The 17636-nt window shown below is 59.5% G+C and carries 18 protein-coding genes; 14 read left to right on the top strand and 4 right to left on the bottom strand.

Annotated elements, in window-relative coordinates:
* Window positions 1–169: 169 nt before the first annotated feature.
* The 14 genes from mnmG (at window position 170) to glmU (ending at window position 12991) form a co-directional block, all read left to right on the top strand.
* On the top strand, window positions 170–2059 hold the full coding sequence (gene mnmG / locus J9893_RS10820; protein ID WP_010672271.1) for a tRNA uridine-5-carboxymethylaminomethyl(34) synthesis enzyme MnmG: 1890 nt from the start codon (window positions 170–172) through the stop codon (window positions 2057–2059).
* Window positions 2060–2079: 20 nt separating this feature from the next.
* Window positions 2080–2706 carry a 16S rRNA (guanine(527)-N(7))-methyltransferase RsmG gene (rsmG, locus tag J9893_RS10815; RefSeq protein WP_053288974.1) on the top strand — a complete coding sequence of 209 codons (627 nt, stop codon included), beginning with the start codon at window positions 2080–2082 and terminating at the stop codon, window positions 2704–2706.
* A 27-nt stretch (window positions 2707–2733) separates the two neighbouring features.
* Window positions 2734–3537 carry a ParA family protein gene (locus J9893_RS10810; protein ID WP_029313362.1) on the top strand — a complete coding sequence of 268 codons (804 nt, stop codon included), beginning with the start codon at window positions 2734–2736 and terminating at the stop codon, window positions 3535–3537.
* Window positions 3534–4442 (top strand): ParB/RepB/Spo0J family partition protein, encoded by a 909-nt coding sequence (locus tag J9893_RS10805; protein ID WP_010672268.1) that lies wholly within the window; start codon window positions 3534–3536, stop codon window positions 4440–4442. The genes J9893_RS10810 and J9893_RS10805 overlap by 4 nt, the downstream gene beginning before the upstream one ends.
* A 190-nt stretch (window positions 4443–4632) precedes the next feature.
* Window positions 4633–5043: an ATP synthase subunit I gene (locus J9893_RS10800; protein WP_010672267.1), complete on the top strand. Its 411-nt coding sequence runs from the start codon at window positions 4633–4635 to the stop codon at window positions 5041–5043.
* 8 nt (window positions 5044–5051) lie between these two features.
* On the top strand, window positions 5052–5834 hold the full coding sequence (gene atpB / locus J9893_RS10795) for a F0F1 ATP synthase subunit A (protein WP_010672266.1): 783 nt from the start codon (window positions 5052–5054) through the stop codon (window positions 5832–5834).
* Between the two features lie 58 nt (window positions 5835–5892).
* Window positions 5893–6132, top strand: coding sequence for a F0F1 ATP synthase subunit C (gene atpE / locus J9893_RS10790; protein WP_010672265.1), 240 nt, complete (start codon window positions 5893–5895; stop codon window positions 6130–6132).
* A 51-nt stretch (window positions 6133–6183) separates the two neighbouring features.
* The gene (atpF, locus tag J9893_RS10785; protein WP_010672264.1) at window positions 6184–6654 is read left to right on the top strand and encodes a F0F1 ATP synthase subunit B; all 471 of its coding nucleotides are present in this window, start codon (window positions 6184–6186) and stop codon (window positions 6652–6654) included.
* Window positions 6655–6667: 13 nt separating this feature from the next.
* Window positions 6668–7201, top strand: coding sequence for a F0F1 ATP synthase subunit delta (atpH, locus tag J9893_RS10780; protein ID WP_052815148.1), 534 nt, complete (start codon window positions 6668–6670; stop codon window positions 7199–7201).
* 15 nt (window positions 7202–7216) lie between these two features.
* Window positions 7217–8758, top strand: a complete 1542-nt coding sequence (gene atpA, locus J9893_RS10775) for a F0F1 ATP synthase subunit alpha (protein WP_010672262.1) — start codon at window positions 7217–7219, stop codon at window positions 8756–8758.
* Window positions 8759–8800: 42 nt separating this feature from the next.
* Window positions 8801–9667, top strand: a complete 867-nt coding sequence (gene atpG / locus J9893_RS10770; protein WP_010672261.1) for a F0F1 ATP synthase subunit gamma — start codon at window positions 8801–8803, stop codon at window positions 9665–9667.
* Window positions 9668–9700: 33 nt separating this feature from the next.
* Window positions 9701–11089 (top strand): F0F1 ATP synthase subunit beta, encoded by a 1389-nt coding sequence (atpD, locus tag J9893_RS10765; protein ID WP_010672260.1) that lies wholly within the window; start codon window positions 9701–9703, stop codon window positions 11087–11089.
* A gap of 18 nt (window positions 11090–11107) precedes the next feature.
* Complete coding sequence (locus J9893_RS10760) at window positions 11108–11536, top strand: F0F1 ATP synthase subunit epsilon (RefSeq protein ID WP_010672259.1); 429 nt, start codon at window positions 11108–11110, stop codon at window positions 11534–11536.
* Between the two features lie 93 nt (window positions 11537–11629).
* Window positions 11630–12991 carry a bifunctional UDP-N-acetylglucosamine diphosphorylase/glucosamine-1-phosphate N-acetyltransferase GlmU gene (glmU, locus tag J9893_RS10755; RefSeq protein WP_143238271.1) on the top strand — a complete coding sequence of 454 codons (1362 nt, stop codon included), beginning with the start codon at window positions 11630–11632 and terminating at the stop codon, window positions 12989–12991.
* Window positions 12992–13042: 51 nt separating this feature from the next.
* Here glmU and creD read toward each other — a convergent pair whose 3' ends face one another.
* The 4 genes from creD to blrA form a co-directional block, all read right to left on the bottom strand.
* Window positions 13043–14434 carry a cell envelope integrity protein CreD gene (gene creD / locus J9893_RS10750; protein WP_053288926.1) on the bottom strand — a complete coding sequence of 464 codons (1392 nt, stop codon included), beginning with the start codon at window positions 14432–14434 and terminating at the stop codon, window positions 13043–13045.
* Window positions 14435–14555: 121 nt separating this feature from the next.
* Entirely contained in the window at window positions 14556–15350 is a 795-nt protein-coding gene (locus J9893_RS10745) for a class D beta-lactamase OXA-1160 (RefSeq protein ID WP_010672256.1), read from the bottom strand.
* A gap of 99 nt (window positions 15351–15449) precedes the next feature.
* The gene (gene blrB / locus J9893_RS10740) at window positions 15450–16871 is read right to left on the bottom strand and encodes a beta-lactam sensor histidine kinase BlrB (RefSeq protein WP_029313357.1); all 1422 of its coding nucleotides are present in this window, start codon (window positions 16869–16871) and stop codon (window positions 15450–15452) included.
* Between the two features lie 34 nt (window positions 16872–16905).
* Complete coding sequence (gene blrA / locus J9893_RS10735) at window positions 16906–17580, bottom strand: beta-lactam response regulator transcription factor BlrA (RefSeq protein ID WP_143238268.1); 675 nt, start codon at window positions 17578–17580, stop codon at window positions 16906–16908.
* Window positions 17581–17636 lie beyond the last annotated feature (56 nt).

Genomic DNA, 17636 nt, shown 5'->3' with positions numbered 1-17636 from the left:
GATCCAATAAAAGATCGATCTAAAGATCCTTAAGATCTATTTAACCGCTCCCTGATCCATACTGATCCTGAAGTAGACGTTCCCCTCCGGATGCTAAACAGATAGAATGATCCGCCCTTCAGACCAGGCAAACAAAGATCTTCAGGCGTGCAGATCAAGGTGATCCCCAATGCAATACCATGAACAATTTGATGTGATCGTCGTCGGTGGCGGTCATGCAGGAACCGAAGCAGCAACAGCGGCAGCCCGAATGGGTCTCAATACCCTGTTGCTCACCCACAACATAGATACGCTGGGGCATATGTCCTGCAATCCGGCGATCGGCGGGATCGGCAAGGGACACCTGGTCAAGGAAGTCGACGCCCTTGGCGGGATCATGGCGCAGGCCATCGATCTCGGCGGGATCCAGTTCCGCACGCTCAACTCTTCCAAGGGCCCTGCGGTGCGGGCTACTCGTGCCCAGGCTGATCGCCTGCTGTACAAGGCTGTGGTGCGTCAGACCCTGGAGAACTACCCGAACCTGAAGATCTTCCAGCAGGCCTGTGACGATCTGGTCATGGACGGGGATCGCGTCGCCGGGGTCGTTACCCAGAGCGGGATCCGCATCAGCGGCAAGACGGTCGTACTGACCGTTGGCACTTTCCTCAATGGTCTGATCCACATCGGCATGGAGAACTACAAAGGGGGCCGCGCCGGGGATCCTCCCTCAATTGCCCTCGCCCAGCGCCTGCGTGAAATGCCGCTGCGCATCGATCGCCTCAAAACGGGCACGCCACCACGCATCGATGCACGCACCGTCGATTTTTCTGTGATGCAGCAGCAACATGGTGACGATCCTCGCCCGGTCTTCTCCTTCATTGGCAACGCCAGCCAGCATCCGCGCCAGATGCCTTGCTACGTGACCCATACCAATGAGCAAACCCACGAGGTGATCCGCAACAACCTGGATCGCAGCCCCATGTACGCCGGGGTGATCGAGGGGATAGGTCCGCGCTACTGTCCGTCGATCGAGGACAAGATCACCCGCTTTGCCGACAAGACGGCGCACCAGATCTTTGTGGAACCGGAAGGCCTGACCACCCACGAGCTCTACCCGAACGGGATCTCCACCAGCCTGCCGTTCGACGTGCAGGTGCAGATCGTCCGCTCGATCCGTGGCTTCGAGAATGCCCATATCACTCGCCCTGGCTACGCCATCGAGTACGATTTCTTCGATCCGCGGGATCTCAAGGCCAACATGGAGAGCAAGTGCATCGAGAACCTCTTCTTCGCCGGCCAGATCAACGGCACCACCGGCTATGAAGAGGCCGCTGCCCAGGGTCTGATGGCCGGTCTGAACGCGGGCTTGCGCGCCCAGGGCAAGGAAGCCTGGCACCCACGCCGGGATCAAGCCTACATGGGCGTGATGATGGACGATCTCTCCACACTGGGGACCCGCGAACCCTATCGCATGTTCACCAGCCGTGCCGAATATCGCCTGCTGCTGCGGGAAGACAACGCGGATCTGCGCCTGACCGCCATCGGCCGCGAGCTGGGTCTGGTGGACGATCATCGCTGGAGCCTGTTCAATGCCAAGGTGGAACAGGTGGAGCAGGAACGTCAGCGCATGCGCTCGACCTGGATCCATCCACAGCATCCGTCTCTGGAGGCCGTCAACGCCCTGGTCAACACTCCCCTGACCCGGGAGCAGAGCCTGGAAGAGCTGTTGCGTCGCCCCGAGGTGACCTACGATGCCCTGATGGCCATCGAGGGTGTGGGGCCTGCATTGACCGATGCGGCTGCCGCGGATCAGGTGGAGATCCAGATCAAGTACGCCGGTTATATCGAGCGTCAGCACGACGAGGTGGAGAAACAGCTGCGCAACGAAAACACCCTGCTGCCGTTGGATATGAACTACCGCGACGTGAACGGTCTCTCCAACGAGGTGATCGCCAAGCTCAACGATGCCAAGCCAGAGACCATTGGTCAGGCGTCCCGCATCTCCGGCATCACCCCTGCCGCCATCTCCATCTTGCTGGTGCACTTGAAGAAACACGGCCTGCTGCGTAAAACCGCCTGAGGAATTCCCCGTTGGACAACATGCTGCAAAGATTGAACGGCCTGCTCATGCAGGCCGGAATTGTTATCACCGAAACCCAGAAGACCCAGTTGGTGCAGTTGGTCGAGTTGCTGCACAAGTGGAACAAGGCTTACAATCTCACCTCGGTGCGAGATCCGGACGCCATGCTGGTCAAGCATATCCTCGACAGCCTGGTGGTGAGTCCTCACCTGCACGGTGAACGCTTCATCGATGTGGGAACGGGTCCGGGTCTGCCCGGACTGCCGCTGGCCATCATCAATCCGGACAAACAGTTCGTGCTGCTCGACAGCCTGGGCAAGCGGATCAACTTCATCCGCCAGGTGATCCTGGAGCTGGGGTTGACCAATGTGACCCCCGTCAAATCCCGGGTGGAGGAGTATCAACCCGAGACCGGATTTGATGGTGTACTGAGCCGGGCTTTCGCCTCCCTGGAGGACATGCTGAGCTGGTGTCATCATCTGCCGTCACCCGAGGGCAGCTTCTTGGCGCTCAAGGGACAATACCCCGAGCAGGAACTGGCACAGTTGCCTGCCAGCATTCGCCTGGTTGCCACCCACAAGCTGGTGGTGCCGGAACTGGAAGGCGAACGCCATCTGCTGGAGTTTAAAGCCATCCAGCCCGAATAGGGCCGCCGCATTCATTTAGGGGACAGTGTGGGAAAAGTCATTGCCATAGCCAACCAGAAGGGTGGAGTGGGTAAAACCACCACCTGTGTGAATCTGGCCGCCTCCATGGCCGCTACCCGGCGCAAGGTGCTGGTGATCGATCTGGATCCGCAGGGCAATGCCACCATGGGCAGTGGCGTCGACAAGTACGATGTCGAACGCACCGCCTATGAACTGCTGATCGAAGATGCCCCTATCGGCGAGGTGATCATCCCCGAAACCTCGGGAGGCTATCACCTGATCGCCGCCAATGCCGACGTGACCGCGGCAGAAATCCGCCTGATGGAGTTTTTTGCCCGCGAGATCCGCCTGCGCAACGCCCTGGCCTCGGTCAGGGACAAGTACGACTACGTCTTCATCGACTGCCCGCCTTCCCTCAACATGCTGACGGTGAATGCCATGGCCGCCGCCGACTCCGTGCTGGTGCCCATGCAGTGCGAATACTATGCGCTGGAAGGGCTGACCGCCCTGGTGGACACCATCAGCAAGCTGGCAGCCGTGGTCAATCCGGAGCTGAAGATCGAAGGGGTGCTGCGCACCATGTTCGATCATCGCAACCGGCTGGCCAATGATGTGTCCGATCAGCTGAAACAGCATTTCGGGGACAAGGTCTATCGCACCATCATTCCCCGCAACGTAAGACTGGCGGAGGCGCCGAGCTTTGGCGCGCCAGCCATGCACTATGACAAATCATCGGTGGGGGCCAAGGCCTATCTGGCCCTGGCTGGCGAGATCCTGCGCCGCCAGGAGCAGGAGTCCCAGCCGCTCACCGCAGATCGAGAGAGCATATGACGCCGAAGAAACGTGGGCTGGGCAAGGGGCTGGACGCCCTGCTCAGCACCAGCACGGCCGCCCGCCAGAAACAGGTGATGAGCGACCAGCGCACCGAACAGGCCATGGCCCCGACCAATCAGGGGGAATTGCGCAAGCTGCCGGTGGAGTGGCTGCAGTCCGGCAAATACCAACCGCGCAAGGATATGTCCCAGGATGCGCTGGAGGAGTTGGCCAACTCCATCCGTGCACAAGGGGTGATCCAGCCCATCGTGGTTCGCTCTATCGGTGAAAACCGTTTCGAAATCATTGCTGGTGAACGCCGCTGGCGCGCCTCCCAGCTGGCCCGTCTCGAAGTGGTGCCCTGCCTGGTCAAGGATGTCGCCGACGAGGCGGCCGTCGCCATCGCACTTATCGAGAACATCCAGCGTGAAGATCTCAACGCCATCGAGGAGGCCGTCGCCCTACAGCGCCTGCTGACGGAGTTCGAACTGACTCACCAGCAGGTTGCCGAGGCGGTGGGCAAGTCCCGCACCACGGTCACCAACCTGCTGCGTCTCAACCAGCTCAACGAGGACGTGAAGCGCTTCGTGGAGCACGGCGACCTCGACATGGGGCATGCCCGTGCCCTGCTGGCCCTGAGCGGCCAGGCCCAGTCAGAGCTGGCCAAACTGGTGGCCCAGAAGGGGCTGACAGTGCGAGATACCGAGAAGCTGGTGCAAAAAGCACTGGAACCGGCAAAAACCAGGGTTGAACCCGTCCGTGATCCCCAGTTTGGTTATCTCGAGCGCCAGATTTCTGAAAAAATTGGCAATCAGGTGCAACTTCAGCCGGGCAAGAAAGATAGCGGCAAGTTAGTAATAAGTTACGATAACTTGGCAGATTTGGACCGGGTATTGGGCTATTTTGGCCTGTCAGAATCGTGATTTTTACGCTTTTTGTAGTAATAAAACATCCATTACTTTCGATATGAACATAACCTTAATTTCGCGCGGAAAGCCGCAAAAATTAAGGATTTTTGCCATGTTGCAATAGCCGTCTTCACGGGTATAATTTGACCGGCTTTTCGAGCTGTGAACCTGGGGTCTTCGGATCCCGATTTTTTACAGTTCTGTAATGTTCAGGGGTAGGTTGGTGAAGCAGAAAATAGCCTTGGAAGGTTTGACGCTGGCCTTGGCTATGCTCGTTTGTCAGCTGGTCCTGATCCTGGCGATCGCCACCGTCTGGTTTTATCAGGCGGGAGAGTTCGCCGGACAATCCTCTCTCTACGGAGGGGGGATGTACTGGGTTCCTCAAGCCCTGTTCACGCTCTGGGTTCTGCGCCGCAAGGTGACGAAAGAGAGCGTAGGCCTGGTTTTGCGGGACTTTTATGGTGGGGCAGGGATTAAGCTCATTACTACAACAGGACTTTTCGCCCTGCTGTTTGGCGCCGGGATTGAGGTCGACACCGCCTCGTTCTTCGCCACTTATATCCTCGCCCTCGTTGTACAGTGGATAGTTTCATTCACGCTTAACAACCACTATTAGGAAAACTCATGTCTGCAACCGGAGAAGTCCTGACTCCTCAGGGATATATCTCCCACCACCTGACCCACCTGCAGGTAGGGTCCGGGTTCTGGACGGTGAATATCGATTCCATGATATTTTCCGTCGTGCTAGGCGCCCTGTTTATCTGGTTGTTCCGCAAGGTTGCCGTCAAGGCCACCAGCGGTGTGCCCGGTAAGCTGCAGTGCTTTGTGGAGATGCTGGTCGAGTTTGTGAATGGTAACGTCAAGGACATCTTTCATGGTCGCAACAAGGTCATCGCACCTTTGGCCCTGACGGTGTTCGTGTGGATCTTCCTGATGAACTTCATGGACCTGATCCCCGTTGACTTTATCCCTCACGCTGCACAGTTGATGGGTGTTCCCTATCTGCGTGTGGTTCCCTCTGCTGACGTTAACATCACCATGTCCATGGCTTTGGGCGTGTTCTTCTTGATCCTGTACTACAGCATCAAGGTCAAGGGTATCAGCGGGTTCGTGAAGGAGCTGACGCTTCAGCCTTTCAACCACCCTGCTGCCATCCCGGTTAACTTCATCCTTGAAACCGTCACGTTGATTTCCAAGCCTGTTTCATTGGGTCTGCGACTGTTCGGCAACATGTATGCTGGCGAACTGATCTTCATCCTGATTGCGGGTTTGTTACCCTGGTGGTCACAGTGGATCCTGTCCGTGCCTTGGGCAATCTTCCACATCCTGATCATCACTTTGCAGGCGTTTATCTTCATGGTTCTGACCATCGTCTATCTGTCGATGGCGCAGGAAGACCATGGTTGATGCAACTCAAATAATCCTTTTTATACAATCAATTACATCTAAATAAATGGAGATCCTCATGGAAAACTTGAACATGGACCTGCTGTACATCGCTGCTGCAATGATGATGGGTCTGGCGGCTATCGGCGCCTCCATCGGTATCGGTATCCTGGGTGGCAAGTTCCTGGAAGGTGCAGCTCGTCAACCTGACCTGATCCCTGTTCTGCGTACCCAGTTCTTCATCGTGATGGGTCTGGTGGATGCGATCCCGATGATCGCCGTTGGTCTGGGTCTGTATGTGATGTTTGCGGTTGCCTAAGTCATTACGACTCACGCAGAACCCATTAACTAACTAAAGAGGACATCGGCTGTGAATATCAACGCCACCCTCCTCGGCCAAGCAGTTGCTTTTTTCATCTTCGTAGTGTTTTGCATGAAGTACGTATGGCCGCCGCTGATGGCTGCCATCGAAGCCCGTCAGAAAGAAATCGCTGACGGCCTCTCTTCTGCAGAGCGTGCCAAGAAAGATCTGGAGCTGGCCAAGGCCAACGCCACCGATCAGCTGAAAGAAGCCAAGCTTCAGGCTGCTGAAATCATCGATCAGGCCAACAAACGCAAGGCCCAGATCATTGATGAGGCCGCTGTCGGAGCCCAAGCTGAGCGGGAGAAAATCCTGGCTCAGGGCCGTGCAGAGATCGAAGCTGAACGTCATCGTGCCAAAGAAGAACTGCGCAAGCAGGTTGCTGCTCTTGCCATCGCGGGTGCAGAGAAGATCCTGGCACGCCAAATCGACCAGGCTGCCAACAGCGACATCGTCGACAAACTGGTAGCAGAACTGTAACGGGAACGGGGCTATGTCTGAACTGACTACAATCGCTCGCCCCTACGCCAAGGCTGCTTTCGAGTTTGCCGTTGAGCACAAGGCGGTTGACCAATGGCTGGAGATGCTCGATTTCGCCGCTCAGGTGGCAGAAAACGAGACCATGCATAGCCTGGTAAACGGCTCCGTTGCTGCCGAAGAACTGGCAAAGCTGTTTGTCGGTGTCTGCGGTGAGCAGCTCAACGAGCACGGTCAGAACCTGATCCGGGTGATGGCCGAGAATGGTCGCTTGGGTGTGCTGCCGGCGGTCGTTACCGAATTCGTCGCACTCAAGGCTGAACTGGACAAAGAAGTTCAGGCTGACGTGATTTCGGCGATCGAACTGACCGACCAGCAGAAAGCCAATATTCAGGCTTCTCTGGAACAACGTCTCGCGCGCAAAGTGAAGCTGAATTGCAGCACAGATGCGTCCTTGATGGCCGGGGTGCTCATCAAGGCCGGTGATCTCGTTATCGACGGCACGGTCCGCGGTAAGCTGGATCGCATGGCCGATGCGCTGCAATCTTGATTGGGGTATTAGAGCATGCAACTGAATTCCACTGAAATCGCCGAGCTGATCAAGCAGCGCATTGCGCAGTTTGATGTCAAAAGCGAGGCGCGTAACGAAGGTACCATCGTTTCTGTAAGCGACGGTATCATTCGTATCCACGGTCTGGCCGATGCCATGCAGGGTGAGATGATCGAGCTGCCGGGCAACCGCTTCGCTCTGGCATTGAACCTGGAGCGTGACTCCGTTGGTGCCGTAGTAATGGGTCCCTATGCCGATCTGGCCGAAGGGATGAAGGTAAAGGGTACCGGCCGCATTCTGGAAGTGCCGGTCGGTCGTGGTCTGTTGGGCCGGGTGGTCAACACCCTGGGTCAGCCGATCGACGGTAAGGGTCCGGTAGACAACGACGGCTTCTCGCCGATCGAAGTGATCGCCCCGGGCGTTATCGAGCGTAAGTCTGTTGACCAGCCAGTCCAGACCGGTCTGAAAGCCATCGATGCCATGATCCCTATCGGTCGTGGCCAGCGTGAGCTGATCATCGGTGACCGCCAGGTTGGTAAGACCGCCATCGCCATCGACACCATCATCAACCAGAAAGATTCCGGCATTAAGTGCGTCTACGTTGCGATCGGCCAGAAGGCCTCCACCATCGCCAACGTGGTGCGCAAGCTGGAAGAGCACGGCGCCCTGGCCAACACCATCGTGGTCGTGGCTTCTGCCTCCGAAGCGGCTGCTCTGCAGTACCTGGCTCCCTACGCCGGTTGCTCCATGGGCGAGTACTTCCGTGACCGCGGCGAAGACGCACTGATCATCTATGATGACCTGTCCAAGCAGGCCGTTGCCTATCGCCAGATCTCCCTGCTGCTGCGCCGTCCGCCTGGACGTGAAGCTTACCCGGGTGACGTCTTCTATCTGCACTCCCGTCTGCTGGAGCGTGCTGCTCGCGTCAACGCCGAGTACGTAGAGAAGTTCACCAATGGTGCCGTGAAAGGCCAGACCGGTTCCCTGACCGCCCTGCCGATCATCGAAACCCAGGCCGGTGACGTCTCCGCGTTCGTTCCGACCAACGTGATCTCCATCACCGATGGCCAGATCTTCCTGACCTCCCAGCTGTTCAACTCCGGTATTCGTCCGGCGGTTGACCCGGGTATCTCCGTATCCCGTGTGGGCGGTGCTGCTCAGACCAAGATCGTCAAGAAGCTGTCCGGTGGTATCCGTACCGCGCTGGCCCAGTACCGCGAACTGGCGGCATTTGCCCAGTTCTCTTCCGACCTGGACGATGCTACTCGCAAGCAGCTGGATCACGGCCAGAAAGTCACCGAGCTGATGAAGCAGAAGCAGTACTCTCCGATGAGCGTGGCCCAGCAATCCCTGGTGCTGTTCGCCGCCGAGAAGGGTTATCTCGCCGATGTCGAACTGAGCAAGATCGTCGACTTCGAAGCCGCTCTGCTCTCTTACGCCAATACCCAGCATGCCGAGCTGATGGCTGAAATCAATGCCAAGGCCGACTACAACGACGCGATCGTTGGCAAGCTGACTGCGTTGCTGGATGACTTCAAGGCAACCCAGACCTGGTAAGCGTGTGTGGCAGCGCGAGCTGCCACCTGATGGAGAGAAGAGATGGCCGGCGCAAAAGAGATACGTAACAAGATCGGGAGTGTGAAGAACACTCAGAAGATCACCAGCGCTATGGAAATGGTGGCAGCGAGCAAGATGCGCCGTGCGCAGGAACGCATGTCTGCCAGCCGTCCGTACGCTGAAACCATGCGCAAGGTGATCGGCCATATCGCTCAGGGGAACTTGGAATACAAGCACCCCTACCTCATCGAACGTGAGGTGAAGCGAGTGGGTTACATCGTCGTCTCCACCGACCGTGGCCTGTGTGGTGGTCTGAACATCAACCTGTTCAAGGCTGCCCTCAATGATATGAAGCAATGGAGCGCGAAAGGTGCCAAGGTTGACCTGGCATTGATCGGTAACAAGGCCTCCAACTTCTTTGAACGGCACGGCGCCAAGGTGAAAGCCCACGTCTCCGGACTGGGTGACAACCCGAGCGTCAATGACCTGATCGGTTCAGTGAAGGTCATGCTGAAGGCTTACGACAACGGTGAGATTGACAGGCTGTATCTGGTGTACAACAAGTTCGTCAACACCATGGTTCAGCAACCAAAAGTCGATCAACTGCTGCCTTTGCCCGTAACAGAAGACAGCAAGCTCGCCAAGAAGCACCACTGGGACTACCTCTATGAGCCGGATCCCAAGCAACTGCTGGATACCCTGCTGATTCGCTACGTCGAATCCCAGGTCTACCAGGGTGTGGTAGAAAACTTGGCAAGTGAACAGGCAGCCCGAATGGTTGCCATGCAAGCCGCGACTGACAACGCCGGCAACCTGATTAACGATCTGCAACTGGTATACAACAAGGCCCGTCAGGCCAGTATTACCCAGGAGCTCACAGAGATCGTTTCCGGTGCTGCTGCGGTGTAAGGCAAGGGTTATCAAAGGTTTAGAGGATTTGACATGAGTAACGGTTTCATCGTCCAAATCATCGGCGCTGTGGTGGACATCGAGTTCCCGCAGAATGCCGTGCCCCAGGTGTACGATGCACTGAAGGTTGTCAGCGAAGGCCAAGGCCAGGGTCTGGTACTGGAAGTTCAGCAACAGATCGGCGGCGGCGTCGTGCGTTGCATCACCATGGGTTCCTCCGACGGTCTGCGTCGTGGGTTGGAAGTAGTTAACAGCGGCAAGGCCATCCAGGTACCGGTCGGTACCTCGACCCTGGGCCGTATCATGAACGTACTGGGCGACCCCATCGACGAGAAGGGTCCGATCGGCGAAGAAGAGCGTTGGTCCATCCACCGCGAAGCCCCCAGCTACGAAGATCAGTCCAACAGCACCGAGCTGCTGGAGACCGGCATCAAGGTTATCGACCTGGTATGTCCGTTCGCCAAGGGTGGTAAGGTTGGTCTGTTCGGCGGCGCCGGTGTAGGCAAGACCGTCAACATGATGGAGCTGATCCGTAACATCGCGATCGAGCACAGCGGTTACTCCGTGTTCGCCGGTGTAGGTGAGCGTACCCGTGAGGGTAACGACTTCTACCACGAGATGATGGAGTCCAACGTACTGGACAAAGTATCTCTGGTTTACGGTCAGATGAACGAGCCGCCCGGAAACCGTCTGCGCGTGGCGCTGACCGGCCTGACCATGGCCGAGAAGTTCCGTGACGAAGGTCGTGACGTGCTGTTCTTCGTGGACAACATCTACCGTTACACCCTGGCCGGTACCGAAGTATCCGCACTGCTGGGCCGTATGCCCTCCGCAGTAGGTTACCAGCCGACCCTGGCCGAGGAGATGGGTGTTCTGCAAGAGCGCATCACCTCCACCAAGACTGGTTCCATCACCTCCGTACAGGCCGTTTACGTGCCTGCGGATGACTTGACCGACCCGTCTCCGGCGACCACCTTCGCCCACCTGGATGCGACCGTCGTACTGTCCCGTCAGATCGCGGCTCTGGGTATCTACCCGGCCGTTGACCCGCTGGACTCCACCTCCCGTCAGCTGGATCCGCTGGTGGTTGGCAAGGAGCACTACGAGACCGCTCGTGGTGTCCAGACCGTACTGCAGCGCTACAAGGAGCTGAAGGACATCATCGCCATCCTGGGTATGGATGAACTGTCAGAAGAAGACAAACTGACCGTAGCCCGTGCCCGTAAGATCGAGCGTTTCCTGTCCCAGCCGTTCTTCGTGGCCGAAGTCTTTACCGGTTCTCCGGGCAAATACGTGCCGCTGAAGGAAACCATCCGTGGCTTCCAGGGCATCCTGAAGGGCGAGTATGACGATCTGCCGGAGCAGGCGTTCTACATGGTTGGCGGCATCGACGAAGTCGTCGAGAAGTCCAAGAAACTGTAAGCCTCGATAGGAGGGCCCATGGCTGAGATGATCTCCTTTCACCTGGATGTGGTGAGCGCCGAAGGAAAACTGTTTTCCGGTCGCGTGCAATCTGCCCAGGTATCAGGCTCCGAAGGTGAGCTGGGTCTCCGCCACGGTCATGCTCCGTTGCTGACTGCCATCAAGCCGGGCCTGGTCCGCTTGATCAAGCAAAATGGTAGCGAAGAGGTGCTGTACATCTCCGGCGGCATGCTGGAAGTACAACCCGAAGCCGTGACCGTGCTGGCCGATACCGCCATTCGCGCCGACGATCTGGATGAGGCGAAAGCCCAGGAAGCCAAGCGTCGTGCCGAAGAGCGGATCAACAGCTCCCATGGTGATATCGACTATGCTCAGGCGTCTGCCGAGCTGGCCAAAGCGATGGCCCAGCTGCGGGTTATCGATATCGTCAAAAAGAATTACCGCTAATCACGGTGATGCAAAAAGCGACCTTCGGGTCGCTTTTTTTTTGCCCGTTGGATAGACTCCGCCCAGCATTTCCACCTGTTTCAAAGGCTAGCTATGTCTCTCAATGTCGTGATCCTGGCTGCGGGTAAAGGTACTCGTATGCGTTCTGTTCTCCCCAAGGTGCTGCACCCCGTGGCCAACAAGCCCATGGTCTCCCATGTGATCGATACCGCTCGCCAGATCGGTGCCGAACAGTTGCACCTGGTCTATGGCCACGGTGCCGAGCTGCTCAAGGAGCGGATCGTCGCGGAAGATGTGAACTGGGTACTGCAGGCCCAGCAGCTGGGAACCGGCCACGCGGTGGCCCAGGCCATCCCGTTCTGGAACGACGAAGACGACGTGCTGGTGCTCTACGGCGATACCCCGCTGATCCAGCCCGAGACCCTGCAACGGTTGCTGGCCGCCAAGACCGACGATGGCATGGCGCTGCTGACCGTGGTACTGGACAACCCGACCGGCTATGGCCGCATCGTGCGGGAACATGGTCAGGTGGTCGGCATTGTCGAGCAGAAGGATGCCAACGTCGAGCAACTTGCCATCCGCGAGGTGAACACTGGCGTGCTGGTGGCCAACGGCGGCCAGCTGCGCAGCTGGCTGTCGCGTCTGGACAACAAGAATGCCCAGGGCGAGTTCTATCTGACCGACGTCATCGCCATGGCCCACGGTGACAACTGCCCCATCGCTGCAGTCCATCCGGACAGCGCCATGGAAGTGGAAGGAGCTAACAACCGGGTGCAGTTGGCTGCGCTTGAGCGCAGCTACCAGCAGATGCAGGCCGAGAAGCTGATGATCGCCGGCGCCACCCTGATCGACCCGGCCCGCTTCGATCTGCGCGGCACCCTGGAAATCGGGGAGGAGGTGGTGATCGACGTCAACGTCATCATCGAAGGCAAGGTGGTGCTGGGCAATCACGTGCGCATCGGTGCCGGCAGCGTATTGAAGGATTGCGTGATCGGCGACCACACCGAGGTGAAACCCTACTCCGTCATCGAAGGTGCGCAAATTGCTGACCAGTGCTCGGTCGGGCCCTTTACCCGCCTGCGCCCGGGTGCCGTGCTGGAGCAGGATGCCCATGTCGGCAACTTCGTCGAGATGAAGAAGGCCCGGCTGGGTGTGGGCTCGAAGTGCGGTCATCTGACCTATCTGGGGGATGCGGACGTCGGCGCCAAGGTGAACATCGGTGCCGGCACCATCACCTGCAATTACGACGGGGTGAACAAGTTCCAGACCATCATCGAGGACGATGTCTTCGTCGGCTCCGATACCCAGCTGGTGGCGCCGGTGCGGATCGGCAAGGGGGCGACCCTGGGGGCGGGTTCCACCATCACCAAGGATGTGGCGGAAAACGAGCTGGTGATCACCCGGGTGCCCCAGCGCCACATTCCGAACTGGGCTCGCCCGGTCAAGAAGAAGTGATGCCCGATCAATGAAATGCAAACCGGCGCCCGAGGGCGCCGGTTTTTTTGCTTATGGCTGATGGCTGGTGTCATTGGTCGATGGCTGGGGGGCCGCCCATGCGGTGGCGGAGGGACTGTTCTCCATCACCTGATACCAGTCGAGCTTGCGAGTCAGCCCCATGACCAGCGCCAGGGTGGCGAACAGCAGCAGGGCGCCAAGCAACAGGGCTGTCTCCTCGGCCTGCAGCAGCCCGAACAGGATGGCGTAGACCAGCCCCAGCAGGGCGGCGAATCCCATGCCCTGTTTCGGGCCGCCCAGCACATGGCTCAGGTAGAAGCCGTTGAGGGCCACACTGGCCAGGGCGGCAATGAGATAGGCCCAGGCAAAGCCGAGATGCTCGGTCAGCGCCAGCAGCACCAGATAGAAGATGGCCAGCCCCATGCCCACCAGCGCGTACTGGATGGGGTGTACCCGCAGCCCCTTGAGCAGCTCGAACATGAAGAAGCTGATGAAGGTGAGGCCGATGAACAGCAGGGCATATTTGGCGGCCCGCTCGTTCAGCTGATAGTGATCCACCGGTTGCACCAGGCTGACGCTGAATGACGGCAGTTTGGTGCCCGCTCCCTTCATCATGCGGTTGAAGCGACTCTCCATGTCGGTGGCGAACCAGCTGGTCTGCCAGCTTGCCTCGAACCCTTGATCCGCAAGGGTGCGTTCACCGGGCAGAAAGTCGCCGAGAAAATTGGGATGGGGCCAGTTGCCGCTCAGGTGAAACCGGCTGTCCTGTCCGAGCGGCAACACTTCCAGCGCGTTCATGCCCTGCAGATCCAGCTCGATGTGAAAGCGGCCATCTTCGTCTGGCAAGGCGTCGAGCGGGGCATGGATCCCCACTCGCCCGTCCCCCAGCTGGGCACCAGGGGCAAACGGGATGCGTTTCTCCCCCCATTGCAGTTCGGGTACGCGGCTGATGCCCCGGGCATCGGAGAGGATCAGGCTGAGATAGGGTTTGCCCGGCACCAGGGCGGGATCCGCCGGGTCGAAGCTCAGGTTCGGGTTGCCGGCCACCAGCCCCTTGTCAGCCAGGCTGGTGGGCATCAGGCCGGAGAGGGAGAGCCGACTGTGATAAATCTGGGCCTGATAGATACCGAGCTTGCGCGGGGTCACCTCCATGCTGGCCCGCACGTCCAGCCTCTGGGGCAGCAGGTAGCGATAGACCTGCTCCTTGCGAACGAAATGTTTGCCATCCTGCTCGACGGTGACGGTCCGGGTATAGGGCTGTACCAGTACGGGCCCCATCAGGCGCTGGGGCCCGCTGTGGCTGGCCATGATGCTGTGAATGGCCTGACTGCGATAGGCCTGGCGCTCCCGATTCAGCTCCATGATGGCGTGAACCGGGATCATCATCAGCAGGCAGAGCAGCAGCAGCAGGGCGATCTTGTGGGTGAAAATCTGTTTGACCATGACACGTCTCCTTGTTGTTGAACGGGAGTGTGCCGGGGTCGCGTGAAGGGAGGATGGGGCAGTGTGAAGTGGTGGTGAAGGGGGATAAAAAAACCGGCGCCAGGCGCCGGTGTTGCTGGCATCAGAGTGTCTTCAACCGGGCCGGCAGGGCGGCGAACACCTCCTCCCTGGCCCTGAGGGAAGCGAACTGCTTGCCCGGCTTCTGGATAACGGTGTGGACGAAGATGAGCGTCTTGTCCTGTTTGCTGGCCCAGCCGACGAACCAGCCGATCTGCTGCTCCCTGTCCAGGCTGCCATCCAGCAGCTTGGGGTAGCCCATGCCGGTCTTGCCGTGGATCTGCCAACCGTCGATGTCGGGCTGACGCATCAGGTTGGCGGTATGGCGCAGGGTCTGGGCGGAGACCGGTAGCTTGCCGCTCACCATCTTGCCAAGGAAGCGGGCTTGCTCCTGGGGGCTGATGGCGAGGCTGGTGCTGAGCCAGGCCTGGGTCAGACCGTCGTGCTTGCCCGGGTTGCCTTCGAGATCCCGGTTGCCGTAGTCGAAGCTGTCCACGTAGTGCTGGAAGCGAGCCTCTCCCAGCCACTCGGTGAGGCGCTGCGAGTACCAGATGACCGAGAATTGCATCCAGCTGCTCGGGGTGGTGGTCTGTTTCCACTCCGGCAGGAAATCAGGATCACCGGCCTTGAACGGCAGGGCCGGCAGTTGTTCATCCACCAGAAAGCCGCTGTCATAGCCCATCAGTGCCAGCGGGATCTTGAAGGTGGAGGCCGGGGTCAACTGGGCGGCACAGTCCCCCTGGGTGCTGACGGGTTTGCCGGTGCCATCGGCAAACAGCATGCAACCAGAGGCGGCGCTGGCAGGCAGTGCACAGAAGAGGCCGGCGGCAAGCAGACCGGACAACAGCATACGGGGCATATCTATCTCCTTGATTAATATGAATGCGCATCGACGGGGACGGTCGTCATCGAGGAGGTGCAGCTTAGCCCGGCTCTGTGTGCTTGGTGTGAAGTGTCCTCAGTTGCCGGGCAGCCAGAGTGTGGCCAGCACCCCCCCGTCCGGCTGATTGGCAAGGGCAAGATGGCCGCCGTGCTGGCGTGCCACCTCCATGGCAAAACTGAGCCCGAGGCCGCTGCTCTTGCCCTTGTCTGGCCTTGGCAGGGAGTAGAAACGCTCGAAAATCCTGGGCAGCGCAAAGTCGGGAATGCCTGGCCCCTGATCCCGCACCCGGAAGCAATAACCCCCCTCCTCCATGGCGCCGCTCAGCACCAGGGTACTGCCGGCGGGGGCGAAATCGAGGGCGTTGTCCAGCAGGTTGCCAAGGGCCTGCTCCACCAGCAGGGGATCCCACTTCTGCTTCTGACCTTCCCCCAGCTCGGCGTGCAGGGCGATCTGGCGGCGCTGGGCCTGGATCTGGCGGGCATCGAGCACCCGTCTGCCCAGCCGGGCCGGCTCAACGGATTGTCTGTCCAGCCCCTGCCCTGATTCGAGGCGGGCGAGTTGCAGCATGCGTTCGATCAGCTGCTGCATGCGGGCCGTCTCCAGATTGATGTTGCCGATAAAGCGCTTTGCGATGTCCGGCGGCGGCGCCTCGGCCAGGATCTCCCCCGCCCCGCGAATGGCCGCCAGCGGGCTTTTGAGCTCGTGGGTCAGGCTGTGGACATAGGCCTCGATATAGGCCTTGCCGTCCAGTTGGCGGCGCATGGTCTCCAGGGAGTGGCCTAGCCTGTCCAGTTCGGGGCTGTAGAGGCGCGGCAGGCTGGCGGGCTGACCCTGGCTGATTGCATCTGCATAGTGCACCAGCTTGCCGATGGCGCGGTTGAGCCACCACACCAGCAAGGCGCCGATGAGCAGCGAGATGAACAGCAGCAGGGCCGCCCCTTTCAGCAACTGGTGTTCGCTGCGCTCTATCATGGGCTGCAGGGTGCTGTTGGGCTTGGCGACGGTGAGGGAGCCGATGATCTTGGCCCCTTCCCGCAGCGGGGCGGCCACGTGCATCACCGAGCTGGCGGGATCGTCGGGGTCGCTGCGGGTGCTGCGGGCGCCATATTCGCCGCGCAGGGTCAGGTAGACGTCGTTCCAGCGTGAGTAGTCCTTGCCCAGATCTACCCCGTCCGAGTCGTAGACCACCCTGCCTTTTGCGTCGGTCACATAGATGCGGTACTCCGCCTGCTGCTTGAGGTGGCCATCGATGAGGGCATTGATGGGACTCTGGTTGAGGCGGGCGAAGGCGCTGGCCAGCCGGCCATTCGCCATCTTTCCTTCCTGCATGTCGTCCAGGGCCAGGGGGGCCAGCATCTGGGCCATGTCCACCAGGGTATCTTCGGTGGCGCTGCGTACCCCGGGCTTGATCTCCTCGACGAAGATCTCCAGCACGAACCAGGCAGCCAGGGCGAAGATCAGCACCAGGCCGCACAGCAGTTGCAATCCGATTCTCATCTCATCCCCCTGCCGATGCCCGGCCACTCTGAGTTCATGCCAGCTCCAGACTGTAGCCCAGCCCGCGGTGGGTCAGGATCAGGTTGGCGTCAGGGTCCCGCTCCCGCAGCTTGGCCCGCAGAGTCTTGATGTGGGTGTCGACGGTGCGATCCAGACTCTCTTCCGCATCCTGCCACACCAGATCCATCAGCTGCTGGCGGGAGTAGACCCGACCCGGCGCCAGCATCAGGGTCTTGAGCAGCAGGTACTCATAGCGGGTGAGCGCCAGCGGCTGGCCGTGGAAGCAGATGCGGGCCCGCTCCTCATCCAGCACCAGCAGCTGGCTCGGTTGGGGAGCGCTGGGTTGGCTGCGGCGCAGTATGACCCGCACCCTGGCGCACACCTCGCGGGGCGAGAAGGGCTTGGCCACGTAGTCGTCAGCCCCTATCTCCAGCCCGATCAGCCTGTCTATCTCCTCGCTGCGGGCGGTGAGAAACATCAGGGGCGTGTCGGTCAGGGTCCGCACCTGCTTGCACAGCTCGAAGCCGCTGATGTCCGGCAGTCCCACATCCAGAATGAGGAAGTCGGGTTGCGTCTGTTCCAGTCGCGCCAGCAACGGCTGTCCGAGGGGGAACCACTCCACCTCGAAACCATCGGTCTGCAGGGCGTAGATCAGGGTGTCGGCAATGCTGGTCTCGTCTTCCACCAGCCAGATGAGTCGTTTTTGCATGGCGTCCTCGTCGCAAATCGGCTTGCCCATTCTGGCATCGAAGCAAATCGGATCCT

Source organism: Aeromonas sp. MaB10011B, assembly GCF_017939325.1.
Classification (GTDB): domain Bacteria; phylum Pseudomonadota; class Gammaproteobacteria; order Enterobacterales; family Aeromonadaceae; genus Aeromonas; species Aeromonas caviae.
Note: the sequence above shows the minus strand (reverse complement) of the source record. Positions and strands in the feature narration are given on the sequence as shown.